We start from the raw sequence: 22,496 nt of genomic DNA on the forward strand, positions 1-22,496 counted from the left end.
TCTATGTATTAAAATTGTGCTTTAATGTTGAACCCATAATCTTGGGTAGTTGGCAATGAACCTGTAATATAACCTTGAGAGTTACCAGAGCTCAATCCAGATTCTGGATCTGCGTAAGGTGTGTTTTTATGAAGGATCCAAAGGTTTGAGCCAGAAAGCGTAAACTGAAGACCTGTCATAAAAGTATTCTCAAGAAACTTAGAAGGCATTGTGTAGCTAAGAGAAGCTTGACGTAGTTTTACATAGCTAGCGTCATACACAAACTCTGATTGTGGGTATGCGGCATAACCAAAAGCTCCTTGCTCAGAAGCATCAAGTCTCTTAGTGTTTGGAGTACCATCAGCAAGTACACCTGGATTAATGAAACCACCACCATTTTCGATTGTGTTTCTTACAGGGTTACCTAAATCATTTAGGTAAACTGTATCAGGATATAAACCTGTTGATTGACCGTAGTATTGATCTAATGAAAATACAGCTCCTCCTTGTTGAACGTCAATTAAGAAACTCATAGACCAAGCCTTATAGTTTAAAGTGTTGGTAACACCTAACAACCAGTCTGGGTTAGTATCTCCAATTACTTCGTTAGGTCCTGTTTTTGCATACTTACCGTTTGCGCCAACAATTTTATTCCCATTATCATCGTATTTGTAATCAGCACCGTAAATAACTCCGTAAGGCTGGTTAAGGGCAGCGTTAATTTTAACACCACCTTGGTAGCTAGCTAATTGAATTACTTTAGCGCCTTTAGGAAGCTCAAGTACTTCACTTTTGTTTTTGGTGAAGTTACTATTCAACATCCAGCTAAAGTTATCATTCTTTACTGGAGTAACATTTAAAGATACTTCAATACCCTTGTTTTCAATATTACCAGCATTCACAAGCTTTCTAGATGAACCAGTTGCTTCAGAAATTGGAACTTGTACAATTTGATTAATCGAGTTAGTCTTATAGTAAGCAAAGTCGAAACCAATTCTGTTATTCACAAATCTCATTTCAAGACCAGCTTCATACCCTTCGGTTCTTTCTGGTTCTAAAAAACGGTTGTTAGCAGTACTAGGTACAGAAGTTCCTATATCCGTATTGATATCATAACTACTTTCTAATCTATCAAAATCAGCACCATTTCCTACTTCAGCATAGTTAACTCTAAGCTTACCAAAAGAGATAGCATTTACGTTCAATAATTTACTGAACACAAAACTTGAAGAAATAGATGGATAATTGAAAGCAGCATCATCTTTAGGAAGTGTAGAGAATCTGTCTCTACGGAAAGTCCCGTCTATGTAAAGCACATTCCAAAAACCAAGAGAGGCACTAGCGTAAATACCATCTACACCAATTTTCTCAGCTCTTTCTTGAGAATTCGGAAGAGGCGATCTTGAATTTTGTAAAGAGTAAAGTCCTGGAACCACTAATCCACCAGCTGTAGATGAAGTTAATTGGTTAAACTCATTTCTTCTAATGTTAGTTCCTATTAGACCTGCAATACTAATGTCTTCTGTAATGTCACCATCAAAGTTAAACATTAAGTCATAGTTAGTTTCAGTAACTGTCAAATCTCTTCTTAAATATCCTGAATCAACGTTTCCACGAGTAATACCAAAAGAAGTTGGAACAGAACCCACAGCTCTACGCTCTTCTTGTTGCTCATTATAAGTATCAGTAGAAACTCTACCTGTAACATTTACCCAATCAGCAAGTTTGTAGTTTAAGTCAAAATTACCTAAGAAACGGCTTCTACCATCATTTTGGTAGTTTTCGTAACGTGTCCAGTATGGGTTATCCCAAAATATTGGGCTAGTTCCTGGAGCAGAATCACCTGGATTCCAACCAATGTTTCTTTTGGTGTTATAATAAATATCCCTTTGAGCTTGTAAATCTACGTTAGTTTGCCACCATTGTTTCATGTTACCAACTACGTTATCGTTATAACCAGTAGAGTTACGACCAACAGCATCTGTTTTAATAAAATTAGCAAAAGCTCCTGCTGTCAAATTTTCTGAAAGATCAAATGTCCCAGTAAAAATAAAGTTATGTCTATCTATTTGGCTATTTGGCATTAAACCAGACTGATCCAATTTGGTATAAGACATACGGTATGAACCATTCTCAAAACCATTTGAAATCGAAATAGAGTTTGTAAGAGTCAATGGAGTTTCAAAGAATGTAATAGGTCCGTTCTTCGCAGCTGTCCAAGGTGTTTTCTTAAGATAGTTTGGCGAAGCAGGGTCAAATGAATCCCACTGATAAATGAATAGATTAGGATCAAAAGCAGGTCCATAAGAAGCATCATCAATATAATTGACAACAACATCATTTATACCATCACCATTAATATCTTCAGAGGTAAAAGTCTCTCCACCGTACCCAGCACCATAGCTTGATTGATACTCAGCAAAAGTGCTCTTGTCGATAAAACCAACTTGCGCATTAGAGTTAATAGTAACTCCCATACCTTTAGATTTCTTACCTTTTTTGGTAGTAATAATGATTACACCACTAGCAGCACGAGAACCATAAAGTGCAGATGCCGCAGCACCTTTAAGCACGTTTACAGACTCAATATCGTCTGGATTGATATCAGCAGCAGCATTACCATAATCATAATAGTTACCAGCAGAAGAGTTCTTTTGGTTTGCACTGTTGGTGTTTCTGTTACTAATTGGCACACCATCCACAACAAATAATGCTTGGTTGTCACCAGTTAAAGAGGTAATACCTCTAATAACAACGTTGGTAGAACCACCAAAGTTATTGTTTCTTCTAATTTGTAGACCAGCAACCTTACCGGAAAGACCGTTTGTAAAGTTATTGGTTTTTACAGTAGCCAAATCTTCTCCAGCTACTTGCTGCGTAGAATAACCCAGAGATTGTTTCTCACGAGAAATACCAAGTGCAGTTACTACTACTTCGTCCAGAACAGCTCCGGCCGCCATAGTAACGTTCATCTTATTTGAGGCCCCAACAGCAATCTCTTGGGTCTCAAAACCTACATAGCTATAAATAAGTGTTTGTCCTACTGCAGCCTCAATGGAGTAATTACCATCAAAATCAGACTGTGTTCCGGTACTTGTACCTTTTATAATTATGTTAACTCCTGGAAGCGGTAGACCCGTGTCATCGGCCACTGTTCCGGAAATCGTTTTTTCCTGTGCAAAAGCGAGCTGCACAATCAACACTAGCAAAAGTGTTAAAATTCCACTAAACTTTGTTTTCATTTTTTTGTTTGTTTGAATTAGCACCCCAAAAGTGCCAATAAAATCTCACAATTCCAACTTTTAATGAAAGTAGATTATGAAAATTTTATCAAAAAGTTATTTTAAAATTAACGCTTGGGGCTAAATTTTATCATAATTTTTTGCAAAGCCTTGGTTTCCTTGGCTTTTCGGGAGTCACGCGAAGTTGATATTTGAAATAAAGTTTTCAAAAAAAAATAAAATTATTTTCAAACACTTTATGAACATTTGCTCTAACTTCACAAATAATGCTCGTTTTGGGTATTTTGAGGGAAATATTAGAAGATAGAAATTCCCTCCAAAGGATTCTTAAAGTTCAAAAAAACTAAAGTTACTACTTAATATATGTAGCTAAAATATTATTTGGAGGTACTTTCTCCCTTAAATTGCTGCGAATTGCTTTTAAAAAGCACGTTGAAAGTCGTCAAACTTCCATAACAGCGGGTTATATATTGTTGAAGATCTATTTTATCTTGTTCTGCAAGTTCTTTACTTGCATTAATTTTTTGCTCCATAACACGAAGCCTATCGCGCAACATAACTATTTTATGAAAGAAGGTATCAATAGGAATTTCTTTTGACGCCAAATTGTTATCAGAAGGTTTCAAAATCATGGTTCCTCCTTTCCACTTATCTGCGATTGGGACTATTTCACTGAAGCCGTTCCATTTCTTAAGAATGTCGCGAAGACTTTTTTCAACTTCGTAAAAGCTTACGGTGTCCACCTCATCTTCGGCGGCTTCAATAATTTCAAAGTCGTCGTCTGTAGCAATTGTTTCTAATCCGTTTTCAATAAAGGTTACCCAATACATTTTTGCGGTAACGTTAGTCACTACTCCTTTGCCGTGTTTTTGATGATTTATTCTCGAGCCTATTCCTAAAATTTGTTTCATAGTAATTTTTAATTTTGCTTGTAAAAATAAAAAATGATTGTTCTTTAAAAAGACAAATCTCAAATTTGTTAAATAAAAAAACCATCCAAATTTTAAATCTGGATGGTTTTCTGGGTCTTTCAAAAAAGACCAACCAAAAACTACTTCTTTTTAGGAGCAGCTTGTGGAGCCTTTTTGTTATCCTGTTTTTTGGCTTGCGCTTTTGCAGGTTCCGGCTTTTTGTTTTGCTTTTCTTGTGGCATGACAATTATTTTTTTTAATTAATAATATAAAGGTAGAATAGACCAATGTTAAATTACTCTCTTATTAGCTAAAATTTAACACACCAGTTTAAGCTGCATACGCTCTACATTCCGCTGCGCATTTTCTGCAGGCTTCAGCACAATCTTTACAGTGTTGCGCTTCGTGATTTCCACATTCTTCCGCACAAGTCTCACAAACTTTTGCACAGTAACTCACTAAATCTTTAACGTCCCTAAAATTTGTCGCCAAAAGTTGGTTAAGAGTACTGCACACTTCGGCACAAACTCTATCTGTACGGATACAGTTTACCATCATTTTTACATTTTCTTCATCTAAACATGCGTCTGCACAGTAGTTACAATGGTTTATGCAATTACCGAGGGCGTGAATTAATTTTTCGTTTTTCATAGCTTTAGTTTTTATTATCTCAATTTACAAACTAAGCTCATCACTCCGTATTAAAGAAAATATAAAAAATAAAAACTCATTGATCTATTTGTGGTCATCCACAACTTCTTGGTCGCGGTATTTACAGCAAGGGTCTATTGCATTATAAACTTCATCTGTAGCCTTTACTGCTTCGGTATCGTGACCACTATCTGCAATACTCTGCTGAATTGTAGCCAGATCTGTTTTCTTTTCATTATAGATTAGATCCAACTGGTGGGTATCTACATTCCAAGTTGCCATTTTCACACCTTTTGCTCCAATAGAAGCATTTTCTATGCGTTCTTTACACATTCCGCAAACGCCATCCACATCAATCGTGGCTTTTGCATTTTTGTTTTGGGCGAAACCAGTTGCGCCAATAAATGATAAGGTAATAATTAAGATTGCTTTTTTCATGTCTGTTGTATTTAAATTTAATTTAGTTTCTCATTAATCTCTGTGACCTCTGTGCCTCTGTGGTTTATTTTCACCACAAAGACACAGAGGACGCAAAGGGCTTTAGTTAAGTCTATATCTCAATCCCGCGTAATACGAACTTCCAAAAATTGGGCCATAAACGTAAGTTGTGTCAAAGGTTGTTCCAAATGGGTTATCGCTACCAACTATTGGATTTTGCTGTTTCACATTGGTAATATTCTCTCCTCCAACATAAAGCTCAAAACTACTATTAAAAACTTTAGTAATCTGCGCGTTTACCGTTGAAAGACTTGGTGAAAATTCTGAAAGCCCAATGGTGTTCAAATAAGTTTCGTTTGAAGCAAATCGCTGCTCTCCAACATAATTATAAGTAGCATCAAATTTCCAAACTCCGCCTTTCGTCGTCATTTTTGTTTCGTATGAAGCATTAGCAAAAAATCGATGATTTGGCGTTAATGGATTTTGTTTTCTTCCACTTAAATAATCGGTTTCTACATCGTAATATTTATAAGCAAGTCTCATATCAAAACGCTCAAAAACATTATAGTTGAATTCCGCCTGAAAATTATTAGAAAAACTCTCTCCCTCCAAATTATAAAAACTTATTTCTGAAGGATTTTCCCAGTCAACCACAATTTGGTTTACAAAATCTGTTCTATAAAAATCTACAGTTATATCTGCTTTTTTATTGAAAAGATTAAAACCTTGCATATAAGAAATACCATAATTCCAAGCAATTTCAGGATCTAGCCCGTAAATCTCACCACCATTCCCCAAAATATTTAAACTACGCGAAGTGGCAAATAGATTCTGATTTTCAGTAAAAATGTTTGCACTTCGTTTTCCTCTTCCAGCTGAAACACGAATGGCAGATTTGTCCCAAGGTGTATAACGTAAATGAAAACGAGGCGTTATGAATGCCCCCAATTTGTTATGTAAATCACCTCTTAATCCAAGGCTATAACTCAGATTATCTGAGTTATCGAAATTATATTCAAAAAACGCCCCAACAGAATTTTCAGTTCGGCTGTAATTTTCTGTATACGCCAATTCATCATAATCGTCATACGTTACATTTATTCCAGTTTTAATCTTGTTCCGAGAATCGCCAATAATTGAATTGTAATTTAACGAAGCAAATAAACTATTATGCTGAATATTATAATCGTTCAATCCAAAATACGATTCCTGGTCGTGATGACTAAACGCTACCTGAATTCCTCCGGTACGCCAAGGAATGTCTGGATTTACGAAGCCAAATTTTCCTGAAACATCAAAACGCTGGGTTTTTATTTCGCTACCCCAAGCATTCATTGTACCTCGATCTGTTTTAGGATCAAAAAGAATTTGTCCTGTCTGCTTTTCATCATTCAAATATCTCACATTAAAAAAGCCGACGTATCCATTATCTTGATCGATATATTGCCAACGGTTCATTACGTTTACTTGCTGCATTATTGGTGCATCTAGAAATGAATCGTCATTTTTATCAAATTCACTTTCACGCAAATTACCGTGAATGTATAATCCTGTGCTCCATCTGTCGGTCACTTTTGTATTTAAGTGTGTGTTCAATTCAAAACGACCGTCGCCAGATCCATAAGCATTCACAAAAACCTTGGCATCTGTTAAGGGTTTTTGCAATTCTGCATTGATTTGTCCAGCTATACTTTCATAGCCATTTGTAACACTTCCGGCGCCTTTTGTAATCTGAATACTTTCTACCCAAGTACCCGGAATAAAGCTCAAACCATACGCCTGCGATGCCCCACGAATACTCGGTACATTTTCGGTAGTAATTAAAATATACGGACTGTTCAATCCAAGCATTTTAATCTGTTTAGTTCCTGAAATAGCATCGGCAAAATTCACATCAATAGAAGGATTAGTTTCAAAACTCTCAGCAAGATTACAGCAAGCCGCTTTTAAAAGCTCGGCACTACTCACGTTTATTACGTTTTGTGTTTGCAGAAAAGAACGCGAACTGGCTTTTTGACGTGCTGTTACCGTAACCTCATCCAAGTTAGCCGTAGATTTTAATGAATGTGAAATCCTTTTTGGTGAATTAACCGTAATAGTATCGGTTTTATAACCCACAAAACTAATAACCATTTTTTTGTATTCGGGTTTGTAGTCAATTTCAAAATTACCGTCAAAATCTGTTACTGTTCCCACGGAAGTATTTAACCAATAAACATTCGCTCCACCAAGCGGAACTTCTTTGTTATCATAATCTTCAGAAATAGTTCCAGAAATTTTTTCTTGTGAAAAAACGCAAAAAGGAAGTATAAATAATGTGTATAATAAATTTTTCATTTTTTAATCAATTTAGCCGTTCGTAATCGAAGCGCGTTAGTAATTACAGAAACCGAACTGAAACTCATAGCCAGCGCAGCAATCATTGGTGATAATAATATTCCGAAAAACGGATAAAGCACTCCAGCGGCAATTGGCACACCGAGTGTATTGTAAATTAATGCGAAAAATAGGTTTTGCTTTATATTGCTCATTACTTTTTCACTTAAATGGAAAGCTTTCACAATTCCGTGCAGATCACCTTTTACTAAGGTTATTCCTGCACTCTCAATCGCAACATCGGTACCAGTCCCCATTGCGATACCTACATCACTTTTTGCCAAAGCAGGCGCGTCGTTTATACCGTCGCCAGCCATTGCAACTTTTTTTCCTTCGGCTTGCAATTTTTCAACTACTTCAAGTTTGTTCTGCGGAAGCATTTCGGCCTTAAAATCTGCTAAATTTAATTCTGAAGCTACAGCTTTCGCCGTGTCGTGATTATCGCCAGTAAGCATTATAACCTGTATTCCTTTTTCCTGAAGTTCGGCAATTGCTGTTTTGCTGTTTTCCTTTATTTTATCTGAAATAACAACGTAACCAACCACTTTTCCTTCAACCGAAAGCATTGGCACGGTTTTACCTTTTTTCTGTTCTTCTGAAATTTTCTCTTGAAGTGCTTCGGAAATGCTTGCACCAGCTTCTTCCATCATCTTTTCGTTCCCGAGTGTGGCTTTTTTTCCGTTGATAGTTCCAGTTACTCCTTTACCTGTAACCGAATTGAAATCTTTTATCTTTAAAACTTCAGAGTTCTTTTCCTTTCCATATTTTACGGTTGCATCAGCCAAAGGATGTTCGCTGTTTTGATTAAGAGAAACTATATATTGAAGCACTTCTTCTTCTGAAAAATCTTCCGAACCTACTTTTTCAACTGAAGGTTTTCCTTCGGTAATAGTTCCTGTTTTGTCAATAATTAAAACATCAATTTTGTTTAAAGTTTCCAGCGCTTCGGCATTTTTGATGAGCACGCCGTTTTGAGCGCCCTTCCCTACTCCAACCATTACAGACATTGGCGTGGCAAGACCCAAAGCACACGGGCAGGCGATTATTAAAACCGCAATGGCGTTGACCAAAGCATAAACGTAAGATGGTTCTGGCCCAAAAATGGCCCATATAATAAACGTGATAACCGAAATTAAAACCACAATCGGTACAAACCAACCCGAAATTCTATCTGCTAATTTCTGAATTGGCGCGCGACTTCTACTAGCCTTGTTTACCATTTCAATAATTTGTGAGAGCAAGGTATCGCTCCCAACTTTTTCGGCTTTCATTACAAAAGTTTGTTTGCCGTTTATTGTTCCGGAACTCACTTTATCGCCTTCTGCTTTTGAAACTGGAACAGGTTCACCCGTAATCATTGACTCATCCACCGAGCTTTCGCCTTCTAGAATTCTTCCGTCCACTGGGATTTTCTCTCCCGGTTTTACGCGAAGTTTGTCGCCTACTTCAATTTTATCAATTGCGATAGTTTCCTCTTTGCCATCTACAATTCGAATGGCTTTGTTCGGTGCTAATTTCAGCAATTCTTTTACTGCGGAACTTGTTCTATTATGTGCACGAGCCTCCAAAACTTGCCCCATTAAAACCAAGGTAAGAATCACTGCGGCAGCTTCAATATAAACGTGCACAGTTCCAGATTCCGTTTTAAATTGATCTGGGAAAAAGTCTGGAAACAGCATTCCAAAAACGCTGAAAAGCCACGCCACTCCCGCACCAATCCCGATGAGCGTAAACATATTGAGATTTCTCGTTTTTATAGATTTATAGGCGCGTTCAAAAAACATCCAAGTGGCATAAAAAACCACAGGTAATGAAAGACCAAGTTGAACCCAATTCCAATATTTCATTGGCATTAAATCGTACAATGGATTGTTTGGAATCATCTCTGACATCGCAATCAAAAAGATAGGAACCGTAAATGCAACGGCAATCCAAAACTTTTTCAGCAATGTTATATAGGTTTTATTCTCGGCAGATTCGTCTACTTCTTTTGGCACTAAATCCATTCCACAGATTGGGCAGGCACCGGGTTCATCTCGAATTATTTCCGGGTGCATTGGGCAAGTATATTCTGTGGCGGCGTTTGAAGTTTTTACTTCTTCCACCAAATCCATTCCGCAGACTGGGCAATCGCCTGGTTTGTCGTATGTTTTTTCGCCCTCGCAGTGCATTGGGCAATAGAAAGTTCCAGAACTATTTTGATTGGCTCGTTTTTCTTCCTTTTTAGTTTTGTGTTTTTGCGCTGCTTCAGCATCTTCGGGAAGAAAAATACTGTAACTTCCGCCATCATCTTCCAATGCTTTTTCAAAAACTTTCAGCGGAATATGCTTTTCCATTTCAATGATAGCTTCGGCTTTTTCAAGATTTACCGATGCATTGGAAACGCCTTTAATTCCATTTAAAGTTTGTTCCACATGATCTCTGCAACCGTTGCAGGTCATTCCGTGTATTTTATAGGTGTGTTTCATTTTTGATTTTTAAAATCTAAATTTCAGTGAATTGTGACCTAATTAAAATAAGTCACAACAAATTAACATATCAAATTAATGAAATGTAACTTCAGAAAAATTTAAAAATCAAATAAGGAATGTGTCGTACAGAATATTTAAATCCTGTTCGAGGGGTGGCGGATTATAATCCGCAAAGAAGGTTTTTTCTGTGGAAGTGATTTCAACTTCCTGAAGTACAAAAACAGAAATGAAAGTAGCAACAAAGGTTTTGTTCAATTTTAAATTGAACGAAGCTTTTGCAAAATTATCATCTGTATGTATTTTGGTAATATGATTTTTACAGCAATCGTGGGAGTCGTGTGTAGTAGTTTCACCTCCGCAATCCGAATCAAGTACATTTGTTTCCATACCACAGGAAAGAAGTTTCTCTCCCAACGTAATTTCAGACATCATTTCCAAGCCACCGCAAAAGTGTTGCGAATAGGCCATTCCTGAACTGCTTGCAAGCATCAGTATGGAAAGAAATATGGAAATTGCTTTTTTCATTGCTTTCGCAAAAGTACGAATATTATTTGAAAGTCGATGAGTCGATGAGTCGATGAGTCGATGAGTCGATGAGTCTAGATGTTTAGAAAGATTTGGAAATCAAATTAATTCTAAACATCTAAAGACTAGAGCTGGAAACTGCCACTGAAAACTGCTTACTTAATTTCAGCGTCAACACGGCCGCATTTCAGCATTTTATCACCGAAGTAAGGGTTTAAAATATCTCTGCTGCTGCTTATCCAGTATGCTCCTTTATTGTTGAAAGCCATTGGGCAGAATTGTTTGTAAAGCATTCCTTCTTTAAGAGTTCCTTGAAGCATTTTTTCAAGACCGAGACTTAATGGTTCAAAATTTTCACGCTGCATTTTAATGTCATTTGAACCAGCCATTGCAGTTGCTGCATTTTGCGAAGCTTCATCTGCATTCGCTTCCTTTAGAAGCAATTCAAGTTTTGAAGCTTCGGATGCGGTTGTGGTTGCGTCTGTATTTACTAAAGCTGCTTCCACAAGAAGATACTGTTCAAAAATAGCTTCAACCTTTGGGTCGTTGAACTCTGCTTCTTTTTGAGCCAATTCGTAAGTTTCAACAACATTCTCGGTGTTGTCCACAGTTACAACTTCTGGTTCGGTTTGTTTCGGATTGTCTTTGCACGATGAAACGGCAACGGCTAGTATAGCGCAGAAAATAAGGGTGAAATTTTTCATAATTATAAACAATTTTTTGAGATGCAAAGGTATAAAAATTTCATTGTGATTTGAACTTCTGAAAATAAAAGGCCGGAAGCAATAAAAGCAGAAACAAGGGTTGAATCAAAAATCTGCGCACATAGAACAAAACTAGATGGCTACCCGTTCCTTCCGCAGTAAAAATAATGAAGCTGAATACTAAAAAAAGAAGCACAAACAACAGACTGTAGAGAATACCAGAAAGTTTTATAAATTCTCTATCGCGAAAAACCAACCAAATAATGGCCAAAGAAATTATGGTGTTAAGCAAAAATCGAAGTGAAATATTGGTTTGAAGTTCAAAAGTGTCCATCTCCGGAAGTGGTAAGGTTTTGTAATCCATTTTGAAGAACTCCAAAAGCGGATCGTAGAATAACGAGTCTTCATAGGCTCTGATGAGCACTAAAAAAATGACAAGAATAACTATGGATACTATTCTGTATAGTCTTTTCATTTAACTGAATTTAGTTTCAGCATTCGCACCCAAATCATCCAAAGAATAAAAACCATGCTATATATTATTCCAGGAAAAATTACGGAATGTAAGATGTTTTCATACTGCGGATATCTATAAAGCGCAACCGTAAGAATTGCTATTCGAATAATATTTACAATATAAATCAGCACAGCTCCAGCAAAAATAAAAAGCAATGTTTTTTTAAATTTTTCTGAAAAAGCGACGATAAAAGCCACGAATAAAATAATAACACTCACGGAATTACAGCCTTCAACAACACTAACGGTGTATTTATTATCAATGGTCAGCAACATTCCCTGTTCCAATACATCTTTTCTTAAAACTGAATTATAACCAAAGCCATCAAGAACTGCGGCACTTTGCGTTGCAACAAGACTTGTAATATAATCTGGAAAGTACGTTCCATTTTCTGAAACGTTCAAATAAACCGAATACAAAATCCCAAGAATTAAATAGGTTCCTAAAAACAGCAGCAAAAACCGAATTACGGTTTTATATTTTATAAAAAGTTCTTTCAATGGACCTAGTTACTTTTTAACAAAAATACAGTATTTGTTATTGGCGAATATAACCGTTTTGAAATACTTTTACCGAAGTAATCAAGAACCAAAAAACTATGTCCTTTTCACATTTAAAGCCGAAAATCACCACCATTCTATCAAACGATCACGAAACCAGTGAACAAAGAATGAAAGAAGTCTGTGAACTTTTACAAACTTCTGTTGGATACTATGATTGGGTTGGTTTCTATTTTGCGAATGAGGCTGAGAAAACACTTCACCTAAAAGCTTTTGCCGGCGAACCTACAGACCATACGGTTATTCCTTTTGGGAAAGGAATTTGTGGGCAAGTGGCGATTAGCAACAAAAATTTTGTGGTGGCAGACGTGAAGGCTCAGGACAATTATATTGCTTGCAGCATTACGGTTAAAGCCGAAATAGTAATTCCACTTTTTAAAGACGGAAAGAACATTGGTCAAATAGACATAGACTCACACCTTGAAGACCCTTTTTCTGAGGTAGATGAACGTTTTTTGGAATGGGTAAACTCTGAAGTTGCGGAAATACTTTAGATAGTTGAAGAAATATTTAGTTACAACTTCTGAATAAATTCCAAATTACAAGCACCAAATTCCAAAACTTCTAGATTATCCGTTTGGAATGTGAAGTTTAAAATTTTGGAATTTATTTGGAATTTGGTGCTTGAGATTTGAGATTTGCACAGCTTTACATTCCTGTTCTTATCGCCTCCACAGGATCTAGTTTTGAAGCAGAAATTGCTGGAAGAATTCCAGAAATTAGTCCTATTGCTGCGCTGATAGCGGTTCCTAAAAACATATTCCACGGAGAGAGTACAAATTCAAAATCGCCTGTAAATTGCGATGCAAGAATGGAAACTATAAACACTAAAAATAAGCCAATCAATCCACCAATTACGGCAAGGATTACAGCTTCAAACAGAAATTGAAATAGGATAAATTTATTTTTAGCTCCCAATGATTTCTGAATTCCTATCAAATTGGTTCGTTCTTTTACGCTTACGAACATAATATTTGCAATTCCAAAACCACCAACGAGTAGCGAAAATCCACTAATAATAAGCCCGATCATATTCATGCTTCCTGTTATCTGGTCAATTAAATCTGCAAAACCTTGGAGTTGGTTGATGAAAAAATTACTTATTTCATCTGGTTTTAAGCCTCTTTTTTGTCTGAGTTTTTGATCTAATATGGCTTTAAATTCTGCCTGGTCAATATCTTTTTTAGGTTTTACAACTATCTGAGGAAAGGTTTGTTTGTTATTGTCACCAAAAATACGCCGTACAACATTTACAGGCATCCAAACGGAAGTATCTTTAGAATTCCCAAATAAGCCTGCTCCTTCTTTTTTCAAAACCCCAATTACATTGAATTTTCTCCCGTAAATCCGCACTTCTTTTCCAATAGCAGTTACGCCATCACCAAACAACTGATTGGCAATTTCATTACCTAAAACCACGACCATAGAGCCGCTATTTGATTCTGAACCGTTGAAAAACCTTCCTTCAGCAAGTTTCAGCGATTCAATATTATAATAACTATCTGTCACGGCGCCAATAGGCACGTTATCTACTTGTCTGTCTTCATATTTAATGCTTTCCGCAGGAACATTTAAGGTGAAAGTTGCCGCTTCAATATTTGGAGTGTTTCGTTCAATGTACTGATATTCATCATAAGTAACATCTGGGAACTGTTGCCATTTCCATCGCGGAATATCAGTTGGTCCAAAATTGAAGCGCATTACAATGATAGTGCTATTGTCCAAACCGCTGATACTGCCTTCAATTTCACGTTTTAAAGAATCAACCGCTGCTAAAACCGCGATTATGGAAAAAATACCAATCGTAACACCAACTAAGGAAAGAAAAGTTCGCAACTTATTATTTCGCAACGCACTAAGCGCAAAATTGAAACTTTCTTTTAAAACGCGAAGATAGATTAGCATTAATAATTTTTGATTAACGCTTAAAAATTCTGAATTCTGAATTCATAATTCTGAATTATTAAACGGTTGATAAATTTATAAAAAGTAAGACGTTTTCTCTCTGCTTATGTTACAAATTTACTATTCAATTATGTACTTTTGCACCTTAATTTTTCATAATGAACAATTCCAAAAAAATTACCTCTGCATTAATTTCAGTTTTTAGCAAAGATGGCTTAGGTCCAATCGTTAAAAAACTGAACGAACAGGGCGTAAAAATATACTCTACAGGCGGCACTAAAAAATTCATAAATGACCTTGGAATCGAGGTTATTGCGGTTGAAGATTTAACAGATTACCCTTCTATTTTGGGCGGTCGTGTAAAAACACTTCATCCAAAAGTTTTCGGTGGCATTTTAAACCGCCAGGATAACGAAAGTGATGTTGCCGAAATGGCACAATACAACATTCCGCAGCTTGATGCAGTAATTGTAGATTTATATCCTTTTGAAAAAACCGTTGCTTCAGGAGCATCCGAAGCAGATATTATTGAAAAAATTGACATTGGAGGCATTTCCTTGATTCGCGCCGCAGCTAAGAATTTTAAAGACACCATTTGCGTGTCTTCTGTTGATGATTATGCAGAGTTTTTGGAATTGATTTCAGTAAACAATGGCGAAGTTTCAATGAAAGACCGCAAACGTTTTGCTGCGAAATCTTTCAATGTTTCTTCAAATTATGATACTGCAATTTTTAATTATTTCAATTCAGAAGAAAAATTACCAGCTTACAAAATAAGTGAAACCAACGGACAGGAACTTCGTTACGGCGAAAACCCACATCAAAAAGGTTTTTTCTTTGGAAATTTTGATGAAATATTCACAAAAATCCACGGGAAGGAATTGAGCTACAACAACCTTCTAGACGTTGATGCCGCTGTAAATTTGATGAGCGAATTTAAAGGTGACGCTCCAACTTTCGCAATATTAAAACACAATAACGCCTGCGGAATTGCACAACGCGAAACCGTGCAACAAGCTTATATGGCTGCCTTGGCAGGTGACCCTGTTTCAGCTTTCGGAGGAATTTTAATCAGCAATGTTGAAATTGACGAAGCAACGGCAAACGAAATACACAATCTTTTCTGTGAAGTTGTAATTGCGCCTTCATTTTCAGCAAAAGCACAGGAAATTTTAGAAGGAAAAAAGAATCGAATTTTATTGATTCAGAAAGAAATTGCTTTACCTTCAACAACCGTACGCACCTGTTTAAACGGCGTTTTGGTTCAAGATAAAGATACTATTACAGATGATGCTGAAATTTTAACGCATGCAACAAACAATAATCCTAATTCCAAAGAGTTAGAAGACCTGTTGTTCGCATCTAAAATTTGTAAGCATACAAAAAGTAACACAATTGTTTTAGCAAAGGGAAAACAACTTTGCGCCAGTGGAACCGGTCAAACCAGCCGCGTAGATGCATTACGGCAAGCAATTGATAAAGCAAAAGCCTTTAATTTTAACCTTGAAGGTGCCGTGATGGCGAGTGATGCTTTTTTCCCGTTTCCCGATTGTGTGGAAATTGCAGACAACGCAGGAATAACCGCTGTAATTCAGCCTGGAGGTTCTATTAAGGATCAATTGAGCATCGATTATTGTAACGCGCACGAAATGGCAATGGTATTTACCGGAACACGCCATTTTAAGCATTAAATTTTATTACATTTGTTAAAACCAAACCTAACACGTTAACTCTCAATACCACGAACTATAAACTATGGGATTTTTTGACTTCCTAACTGAAGAAATAGCCATTGACCTTGGTACCGCAAATACCCTGATTATTCACAACGATAAAGTAGTTGTAGACGCTCCATCCATCGTTGCGCGCGACCGCACAACTGGAAAAATAATTGCTGTTGGCCGCGAAGCCGCGATGATGCAGGGAAAAACACACGAAAACATAAAAACCATCCGTCCGCTAAAAGATGGTGTAATTGCAGATTTTGATGCAAGTGAAAAGATGATAAACATGTTTATCAGCGATATTCCTGCGTTAAAAAAGAAGTGGCTGAAACCTTCCTTGCGAATGGTTATCTGTATTCCAAGCGGAATTACCGAAGTGGAAATGCGCGCAGTAAAAGAAAGTGCTGAACGTGTTAACGGAAAAGAAGTTTATTTGATACACGAACCAATGGCAGCTGCGATTGGTATTGGTGTTGACATAATGCAACCAAAAGGAAATATGGTTGTGGATATAGGAGGTGGAACTACTGAAATTGCCGTAATCGCTCTTGGTGGAATTGTTTGTGACAAATCCGTTAAAATTGCTGGTGACGTTTTCACGAATGATATTGTGTATTATATGCGGACTCAACACAACCTTTATGTGGGTGAGCGTACTGCTGAAAAAATTAAAATCCAAATTGGTGCGGCTACTGAAGATCTTGAACTTCCGCCAGACGAAATGGACGTTCAAGGACGAGATTTGCTTACTGGAAAACCGAAGCAGGTTCAGACTTCTTACAGAGAAATTGCAAAAGCTTTAGACAAATCTATCCTTCGAATTGAGGATGCGGTTATGGAAACCCTTTCACAAACGCCTCCAGAACTTGCCGCAGATATTTATAACACTGGTATTTATCTTGCTGGTGGTGGTTCGATGCTACGTGGTTTAGACAAAAGACTTTCGCAAAAAACGGATCTTCCGGTTTATATTGCCGAAGACCCGTTGCGTGCAGTTGTCCGTGGAACAGGAATTTGCTTGAAAAACCTTGCCAAATACAAGAGTGTGTTGATTAAATAATTTTTTAGAAGAAATTGTTTCCGCTAAAAAATTTAAAAAAGAATAATTGTCCATTTATGGCGTTGCTCCCATCAGAAAGCAGAATTTATTAATCCCACAAAGCAATGCAGCAGATTATATTTTTCTTCATTCGGAATAAAAATTTCCTGTTGTTTGCTGTGCTTTTTATTATTTCTGTTGGCTTAACAATTCAAACACACAATTACCACAACGATAAATACATTAGCTCCGCCAATTATATTACAGGCGGCGTTTATACCTTCAGAAATAATATAACCGATTATTTTTCATTGGCGAAAGAAAATGATCAGCTGCTTCAGGAAAATTTAATACTTCGGAAAAAACTGGATTTATTTAAGGAAACTGAAGTTTTTGGAAAATTAGATAGTACTATTCTTCAAAACAAGTACGAATATTTCACTGCGCGGGTAATCAACAATAATTATTCAAAAACGAAGAACCAACTTACGCTGGATAAGGGTAGGAATGACAGCATAACAATTGATTTGGGCGTCATTTCTTCAAAAGGAATTGTAGGTATTGTAAGTGATGTTTCAGAAAATTATTCGACTGTTCAATCCATTCTGAATACCAAAAGTAGAATTAATGCAAAACATAAAAAATCAGGGCATTTCGGCTCGCTTAAATGGAACACAGAAGATCCAAATGTAGTTCAGTTGGTGGATATTCCACGTCTTGCACCACTAAAAAAAGGTGATACAATTGTTACTGGCGGGCGTTCAACGATTTTTCCTGAAGGAATTTTAATCGGGACCGTAAAAGATTTTCACTTGGATAATGACGACAACTATTATTATGTAAACATTGATTTATTCAATAATATGACAAGTCTGGAGCACGTTTATTTAATAAAAAACTACGAAGCCGAAGAAATAAAGGAACTGGAGAAAGCTGTGGAAGATGAAGAATAATGATATTTTTATAAATATAGTTCGTTTCATCGTACTTGTTTTCCTTCAAGTACTGATGCTCAACAACATAAACCTTGCAGGCTATATAAATCCTTATTTATATATCTTCTTCATCTTGATGTATCCTTTGGATGGAAACAAAGGACTCCTAATTTTTCTGAGTTTTCTTTTAGGACTTTCCATTGATATATTTGAAGATTCTGGCGGTGTGCACGCTGCGGCTTGTGCTTTTATCGCCTACATTCGCCCAGTAGTTTTAAAATATTCTTTCGGAGTTAGTTATGAATATAATAGCGTCAAAATAAAAAAAGCAGATTTAGCAGAGAGATTCACATACATTGCTTCCTTGGTTTTTATTCATCATTTTGTTATGTTTTCTTTGGAAATATTTAGCATAAAGCATATACTTCTGTTATTAAAATCTACGTTGTTTTCAGGGATATTTACAATTATTCTAATAATGGGAACGATGATATTATTCAATAAAAAATCTACGTGAGAAAAGTAATCCTTATAGCCTTGGTTTTAACAAGTGGCGTTATTTTCGCCGCTAGACTTTTCTATTTACAAGTTTTAGATTCTTCCTCAGATTCGCTTTACCAGAACAGCGCCATTAAGGTAATGTACGATTATCCGCAACGCGGATATATGTTTGATCGTAACGACAAGCTTTTAGTATCTAACCAACCGTCTTATGACGTTATGGTTATACCTAGAGAAGTAAAAACCCTAGATACTCTTGAGTTTTGCAATCTTTTGAAAATTTCGAAAGAAGATTTCATAGAAATTATGAAAAAAGCAAAAAGGGAGTCACCACGATCTCCTTCTGTTGTAATTCCACAGTTTAATAAAGCCGATTACGCTTCCCTTTCGGAAAAAATGTACAAATACCAAGGGTTTTACATTCAGAGACGTTCGCTTCGTGAATATCAAGTAGATCATTCAGCAAACGTGATGGGTTATATTGCTGAAGTGAATAACGCCATCATTGAAAAAAACCCGTACTATCAAATGGGGGAACTCATTGGTACTGTTGGCGTTGAAAAGGAATATGAAGAAGTTTTACGCGGTGTGAAAGGTGTAAAGTATATTCAGAAAGATCGCTTTAACAGAGACATTGGGCCTTATAAAGAAGGCATATTTGATACCCTACCAGAACGCGGGAGCGATGTTCAATTAACAATTGATGCAGCGCTTCAAAAATACGGACAAGAGTTGATGGTTCATAAACGCGGCGGCATCGTGGCCATTGAACCCGCAACTGGCGAAATACTTGCCTTAATTACCGCACCAAGTTATGACCCTTCACTTTTGGTGGGTCGCGATCGTTCCAAAAATTTTACGAAATTATGGTATGACACCATTGGCAAACCTTTATATGATAGGGTTTTGATGGGAGAATATCCTCCAGGATCACCTTTTAAAACGCTTACAGCTTTAGTTGGACTACAAGAAAATGCCATAGGGGTAGATGATGTTGTTACATGTACAGGCGGCTATCATTTTGGAAGAAGGGTTTTGAGGTGCCACCACAGAGGTCCTGTTGCAATGATTTCTGGTATTGCTAATTCCTGTAATACATACTTCTGTACAGTTTATAAAAGAATGATGGACACATACCCAACGCCACAAGAAGGTATTGATGCCTGGCGAAAAGATCTTATGAGTTTTGGTCTTGGCGACTTTTTGGGTTACGATCTCCCTAGCGGTAAGAGAGGTAATATTCCTACTTCAAAATACTACAATAAAATTCACGATTTTCCAGTACACAATTGGTCTTCTTTGGCAACAATCTCTAATGCCATTGGTCAAGGCGAAGTGTTGCTTACACCAATTCAAATGGCGAATTTTACTGCCGCTATTGCTAACAGAGGCTACTATTATACACCTCACGTTATTAAAAATATAATTGGACCAGATACTATTCCTGCTAAATTTAAAGAAAAGCATCACACCACTGTTGACCCCAAATATTTTGAACCTGTAGTTGAGGGAATGTTTCAAGTTTATGAACGCGGTACCGCTGCTTCAATACGAGTTCCAGGAATTGAAGTTTGTGGGAAAACGGGAACTGCAGAAAATTATACTAAAATTGATGGCAAACGAGTACAACTTACAGACCACTCTATTTTTGTTGCGTTCGCACCAAAAGACAATCCAAAAATAGCCATCGCTGTTTTTGTTGAAAATGGGTATTGGGGCTCGCGTTGGGCGGGAAGAATTGCCGGACTTATGATTGAAAAATATCTAAAAGGCGAAATAACCCGAACCGATATGGAAAAATATGTGCTGGCAGGAAATCTTGAAGCGGAATATGCCAAACAATACAGCGGTCAACCCTTTTCAATAAACCACTAATGGCAGCAACTAGAAGTTACGTCCGTTTTGATTGGTTAATTATTTGTATATATATCGCCTTGGTTTCGATGGGATGGATAAATATTTATTCTGCCTCTCTAAGTGATGCCGCTCAAGGTTTTTTTGATTTTGACCAGATTTATGGCAAACAGATGATTTGGATTGGGCTAAGCATTATCCTAATTATTTTTGTTCTGGCTATTGAGTCTAAATTTTATGAAAACTACGCCAGTGTTATTTACATCGCGTCCTTACTTTCACTCCTTGGTTTATTCGTATTTGGAACTACCATTGCTGGAACTACGGCTTGGTATGACTTCGGCGGAACACGTTTACAACCAAGTGAATTTGCCAAAATTGCAACAGCGCTGGCCTTATCTAAATATGTGAGCGATATTCAGACAAATATGCAGAAATTAAAACACCAAATTGCAGCTTTTGTTATACTTGCGCTTCCAGTTATATTGATTATTATGCAACCAGATCCTGGTAGTGTTTTGGTGTACGCTGCTTTTGTTTTTCCTCTTTATAGAGAAGGCTTGCATGGGGTTTATCTGCTTTTGGCGCTTTTCGCAATAGTTCTTTTTGTATCTACACTCGCTTTTGGGACAATTTGGGTAGCCTTGGCAATTTTATTAATAGCTGGAGCCATCTTTTATAAAAATAGAAAAAGAAGACCGAATATCATAAAATACATTTTGATTGCTGTAAGTTGTATTGTCTTTGCATTTTCAGTAAGCTACATTTTCAACAATGTATTTAAACAACACCATCGCGATCGTTTTAATATTGTTTTAGGAAAGGAAGTTGATGCGCGCGGTATTGGTTATAACACAAATCAAAGTGAAATTGCCATCAGCAACGGCGGTTGGCTGGGCAAAGGTTGGACTCAAGGCACACAGACAAAAGGTAACTTCGTGCCCGAGCAACATACAGATTATATTTTCAGCACCGTAGGTGAAGAATGGGGGTTTTTGGGAAGTATGGTTGTGGTTTTATTATTTATAGCCTTAATAACACGAATTATTTTTAGAGCAGAAAAACAGAAAAACCAATTTGGAAGAGTTTATGGCTATAGCGTCGCAGCTATCCTCTTTCTTCATTTTTTTGTGAATATTGGGATGGTTTTGGGTATTTTCCCAACCGTAGGAATTCCGCTACCATTTTTTAGCTACGGTGGCTCGGCACTTTGGGGCTTCACTATTATGCTATTTATTTTTGTGAAACTGGATGGAGCAAATTCGCATTATGCGTAGCGAAATGAAATCGAAATCGAAGTTATGATTTTTTTACTGCTAACTGCCACTGAATACTATATACTTATTTCCTTCCCCACGCTTTTAAATCTAACATTGCCTCCATATCATCTTCAATAGGAAATGGCAAGTTTGGGAAAAAGTCAATTTTAGTAATTGCCTCTATTTCATCAATTGAAACTGCGTATTTATAAAAAGATTTATCGGAAGCTTTATTCGGAATTAGAAATGCAATGGCTTTATGTTTGCCATCGGTAACGTCTACCACGATCTTATAAAATTGGTTAGGAACCGAAACATTTTCATCGCCAATAGTATTCATATTTCCTTTTAAAACGCCGCCAGTTACAACGTAAACTCCATCATATTTTTGTGCCCAATAGCGAACTTTTTGTTCCAATCGATTCCAAATTCCAGCATTAAAATTGTGATTTTGTGGGCTTATATTACTGGTTAAAAATGTTTCGTTATACGCTTCAAAAGACATTTTTCTATCTCCCGCAGGACAAAGATGTCCGCGATCGTAGCCCGAATTTTTATAGTTTCGCCAATCTGCTGAAATTGTTTTCACCTTATTATCTATTTCAAAATAAGGTCGTTCAAATTCGTTTTTTGAAAGGTCAGATTTTTTCAATTCATAAGCAACCCATTCTGACTGCTCATTTTCTTCGGAATAAGAAAGTGTGAAAGCGTTGTGTTTAACAATGGCTCCGGTGGTTGATGCTGGAAGAAATGATTCGCCAAATTCTTCGGAATTGCGCTGTGTAGTGCTTGAAGTTTTCGAGGTAGATTTAGTATCGCTATCGATAAAATCATCGGCATAATATAATGCGACTGTAACGATGATAATTACTAAAGGGTATATGTATTTTCGGTTCATTGAATAT

19 protein-coding genes are annotated in these 22,496 nt (G+C 36.8%); 7 read left to right on the top strand and 12 right to left on the bottom strand.

Annotation, left to right across the window (positions count from 1 at the left end):
- Window positions 1–8: 8 nt before the first annotated feature.
- The 10 genes from AEQSU_RS02660 to xrtF form a co-directional block, all read right to left on the bottom strand.
- Window positions 9–3,221 carry a SusC/RagA family TonB-linked outer membrane protein gene (locus AEQSU_RS02660; protein WP_014781314.1) on the bottom strand — a complete coding sequence of 1,071 codons (3,213 nt, stop codon included), beginning with the start codon at window positions 3,219–3,221 and terminating at the stop codon, window positions 9–11.
- Between the two features lie 377 nt (window positions 3,222–3,598).
- Complete coding sequence (locus AEQSU_RS02665) at window positions 3,599–4,132, bottom strand: hypothetical protein (protein WP_014781315.1); 534 nt, start codon at window positions 4,130–4,132, stop codon at window positions 3,599–3,601.
- 330 nt (window positions 4,133–4,462) lie between these two features.
- Window positions 4,463–4,783, bottom strand: coding sequence for a four-helix bundle copper-binding protein (locus AEQSU_RS02670; protein ID WP_014781317.1), 321 nt, complete (start codon window positions 4,781–4,783; stop codon window positions 4,463–4,465).
- A gap of 84 nt (window positions 4,784–4,867) precedes the next feature.
- The gene (locus tag AEQSU_RS02675; protein ID WP_014781318.1) at window positions 4,868–5,221 is read right to left on the bottom strand and encodes a heavy-metal-associated domain-containing protein; all 354 of its coding nucleotides are present in this window, start codon (window positions 5,219–5,221) and stop codon (window positions 4,868–4,870) included.
- A 102-nt stretch (window positions 5,222–5,323) separates the two neighbouring features.
- On the bottom strand, window positions 5,324–7,558 hold the full coding sequence (locus AEQSU_RS02680) for a TonB-dependent receptor (protein ID WP_014781319.1): 2,235 nt from the start codon (window positions 7,556–7,558) through the stop codon (window positions 5,324–5,326).
- Entirely contained in the window at window positions 7,555–10,065 is a 2,511-nt protein-coding gene (locus AEQSU_RS02685; RefSeq protein ID WP_014781320.1) for a heavy metal translocating P-type ATPase, read from the bottom strand. The genes AEQSU_RS02680 and AEQSU_RS02685 overlap by 4 nt, the downstream gene beginning before the upstream one ends.
- A 108-nt stretch (window positions 10,066–10,173) precedes the next feature.
- Complete coding sequence (locus AEQSU_RS16080; RefSeq protein WP_014781321.1) at window positions 10,174–10,593, bottom strand: HYC_CC_PP family protein; 420 nt, start codon at window positions 10,591–10,593, stop codon at window positions 10,174–10,176.
- Window positions 10,594–10,748: 155 nt separating this feature from the next.
- Window positions 10,749–11,297, bottom strand: coding sequence for a DUF3347 domain-containing protein (locus AEQSU_RS02695; RefSeq protein WP_014781322.1), 549 nt, complete (start codon window positions 11,295–11,297; stop codon window positions 10,749–10,751).
- Between the two features lie 40 nt (window positions 11,298–11,337).
- The gene (locus tag AEQSU_RS02700) at window positions 11,338–11,772 is read right to left on the bottom strand and encodes an exosortase F system-associated membrane protein (RefSeq protein WP_014781323.1); all 435 of its coding nucleotides are present in this window, start codon (window positions 11,770–11,772) and stop codon (window positions 11,338–11,340) included.
- A complete protein-coding gene (xrtF, locus tag AEQSU_RS02705) occupies window positions 11,769–12,314 on the bottom strand; it encodes an exosortase family protein XrtF (RefSeq protein WP_014781324.1) in 546 nt (181 codons plus the stop codon). Before xrtF ends, AEQSU_RS02700 begins: the two co-directional genes overlap by 4 nt.
- A gap of 98 nt (window positions 12,315–12,412) precedes the next feature.
- On the opposite strand from xrtF, the gene AEQSU_RS02710 reads away from it, so the two are divergent.
- Window positions 12,413–12,868 (top strand): GAF domain-containing protein, encoded by a 456-nt coding sequence (locus AEQSU_RS02710; RefSeq protein WP_014781325.1) that lies wholly within the window; start codon window positions 12,413–12,415, stop codon window positions 12,866–12,868.
- A gap of 154 nt (window positions 12,869–13,022) precedes the next feature.
- Here AEQSU_RS02710 and AEQSU_RS02715 read toward each other — a convergent pair whose 3' ends face one another.
- A complete protein-coding gene (locus AEQSU_RS02715) occupies window positions 13,023–14,279 on the bottom strand; it encodes an ABC transporter permease (RefSeq protein ID WP_014781326.1) in 1,257 nt (418 codons plus the stop codon).
- 158 nt (window positions 14,280–14,437) lie between these two features.
- On the opposite strand from AEQSU_RS02715, the gene purH reads away from it, so the two are divergent.
- The 6 genes from purH (at window position 14,438) to rodA (ending at window position 21,609) form a co-directional block, all read left to right on the top strand.
- Window positions 14,438–15,970, top strand: coding sequence for a bifunctional phosphoribosylaminoimidazolecarboxamide formyltransferase/IMP cyclohydrolase (gene purH / locus AEQSU_RS02720; RefSeq protein WP_014781327.1), 1,533 nt, complete (start codon window positions 14,438–14,440; stop codon window positions 15,968–15,970).
- A 64-nt stretch (window positions 15,971–16,034) separates the two neighbouring features.
- Complete coding sequence (locus AEQSU_RS02725; RefSeq protein ID WP_014781328.1) at window positions 16,035–17,063, top strand: rod shape-determining protein; 1,029 nt, start codon at window positions 16,035–16,037, stop codon at window positions 17,061–17,063.
- Between the two features lie 104 nt (window positions 17,064–17,167).
- On the top strand, window positions 17,168–17,995 hold the full coding sequence (gene mreC, locus AEQSU_RS02730) for a rod shape-determining protein MreC (protein WP_014781329.1): 828 nt from the start codon (window positions 17,168–17,170) through the stop codon (window positions 17,993–17,995).
- The gene (locus AEQSU_RS02735) at window positions 17,985–18,494 is read left to right on the top strand and encodes a hypothetical protein (RefSeq protein ID WP_014781330.1); all 510 of its coding nucleotides are present in this window, start codon (window positions 17,985–17,987) and stop codon (window positions 18,492–18,494) included. Before mreC ends, AEQSU_RS02735 begins: the two co-directional genes overlap by 11 nt.
- The gene (gene mrdA / locus AEQSU_RS02740) at window positions 18,491–20,353 is read left to right on the top strand and encodes a penicillin-binding protein 2 (protein ID WP_014781331.1); all 1,863 of its coding nucleotides are present in this window, start codon (window positions 18,491–18,493) and stop codon (window positions 20,351–20,353) included. The genes AEQSU_RS02735 and mrdA overlap by 4 nt, the downstream gene beginning before the upstream one ends.
- Window positions 20,353–21,609: a rod shape-determining protein RodA gene (rodA, locus tag AEQSU_RS02745; protein ID WP_014781332.1), complete on the top strand. Its 1,257-nt coding sequence runs from the start codon at window positions 20,353–20,355 to the stop codon at window positions 21,607–21,609. The genes mrdA and rodA overlap by 1 nt, the downstream gene beginning before the upstream one ends.
- Before the next feature lie 64 nt (window positions 21,610–21,673).
- On the opposite strand, the gene AEQSU_RS02750 is transcribed toward rodA, so the two are convergent.
- Window positions 21,674–22,489: a DNA/RNA non-specific endonuclease gene (locus tag AEQSU_RS02750; RefSeq protein WP_014781333.1), complete on the bottom strand. Its 816-nt coding sequence runs from the start codon at window positions 22,487–22,489 to the stop codon at window positions 21,674–21,676.
- Window positions 22,490–22,496 lie beyond the last annotated feature (7 nt).

Origin of the sequence: Aequorivita sublithincola DSM 14238 (genome assembly GCF_000265385.1) — a bacterium.
GTDB lineage: Bacteria > Bacteroidota > Bacteroidia > Flavobacteriales > Flavobacteriaceae > Aequorivita > Aequorivita sublithincola.